Raw genomic sequence first — 1113 nt, forward strand, 5'->3', positions numbered from 1 at the left:
GTGTTGGTCGGTCCCGGCGAGTTGAGTCCTTCCTCGCCCTGAGCGGGGTCACCCTTCGGTTCGTCAACCGCCAAGTAGACGAAGCCGAAGGGCGACCTGCCTCATGATCCTTGATCCGGAGTCCTGGATGAACATCCGTCGTTTCCGTTCGCTGCACGCAGCGGGCGCCACCTACGCCGAGATCGGCCGCGAGTGCGGTGTCGATTGGCGCACGGTGAAGAAGTACCTGGCCGAGGACGCCTCCTCGGTCCCACCGGCCGCACCCGCTCGGGTCGGCACCCAACCGCAGGTGATCGCACCCTTCGTGGAGGTCATCGAAGCGTGGCTGCGTCTCGACATCGCGTTGAAGGGCACCGTAGTCCACGAGCGGCTGGTCGCCCGGCACGGCTTCAGCGGCTCCTATCAGCGGGTGAAGATGTTCCTGACCGACGCCCGGCCGCGGATCGCGGCCGAGCTCGATCAGGCCGATGAGAACCCGCTGCGGGGGCTGCACCGCCGCTTCGAGGTCGTCCCTGGCGCCCAGGCACAGGTCGATTGGGGTGACGAGGGCGACCTCCTCGCCCACGTCGGGATCGGGGCCGTCTACTCGTTCCACATGACGCTCTCGCACTCGCGTGACCCGTTCACCTGTTTCACCACGTCGATGGACATGGCGACGTTCTGGGACTGCCACCGCCGTGCGTTCGCGCACTTCGGCGGGGTGCCGGGCACGATCGTCTATGACCGCACCAAGACTGTGATCCGACGTCACGTCGCACCCCGGGTCGCGGTCCCGCTGCACCCCGAGGCGGCGGCATTCGCCGATCACTACGGGTTCACTATCGACGTGCTGGCCGCCTACCGACCCACCGGCAAGGGCCGGGTGGAACGCCAGGTGCTGATCAACCGGGACCACGTGATCGCTGGCCGGGTCTTCGACTCGATCGCCGACATGGACGCTGCGTTCATGGCCTGGCTGCCGATCCGACGCGCCCAGGTCCACCGCACCCACGGCCAGGTCATCAGCGTCCGGGCCGAGGCTGACCGGGCAGCGTTGCTTCCGCTGCCCGCGCAGCCCTATCTGGTCGCCGACCGGCACCTGCGCAGGGTCGGGAAGGACACGATGATCTCGTT

At 67.7% G+C, this 1113-nt stretch carries 1 protein-coding gene; it reads left to right on the forward strand.

All coding sequences use genetic code 11. The features are described 5' to 3' along the window. Positions 1-127: 127 nt before the first annotated feature. The coding region (istA, locus tag D6B71_RS22400; RefSeq protein WP_121259015.1) for an IS21 family transposase at positions 128-1113 on the forward strand (986 nt) is incomplete at its 3' end.

The sequence above is a fragment of the Nocardioides ferulae genome, from assembly GCF_003660455.1.
Classification (GTDB): domain Bacteria; phylum Actinomycetota; class Actinomycetes; order Propionibacteriales; family Nocardioidaceae; genus Nocardioides; species Nocardioides ferulae.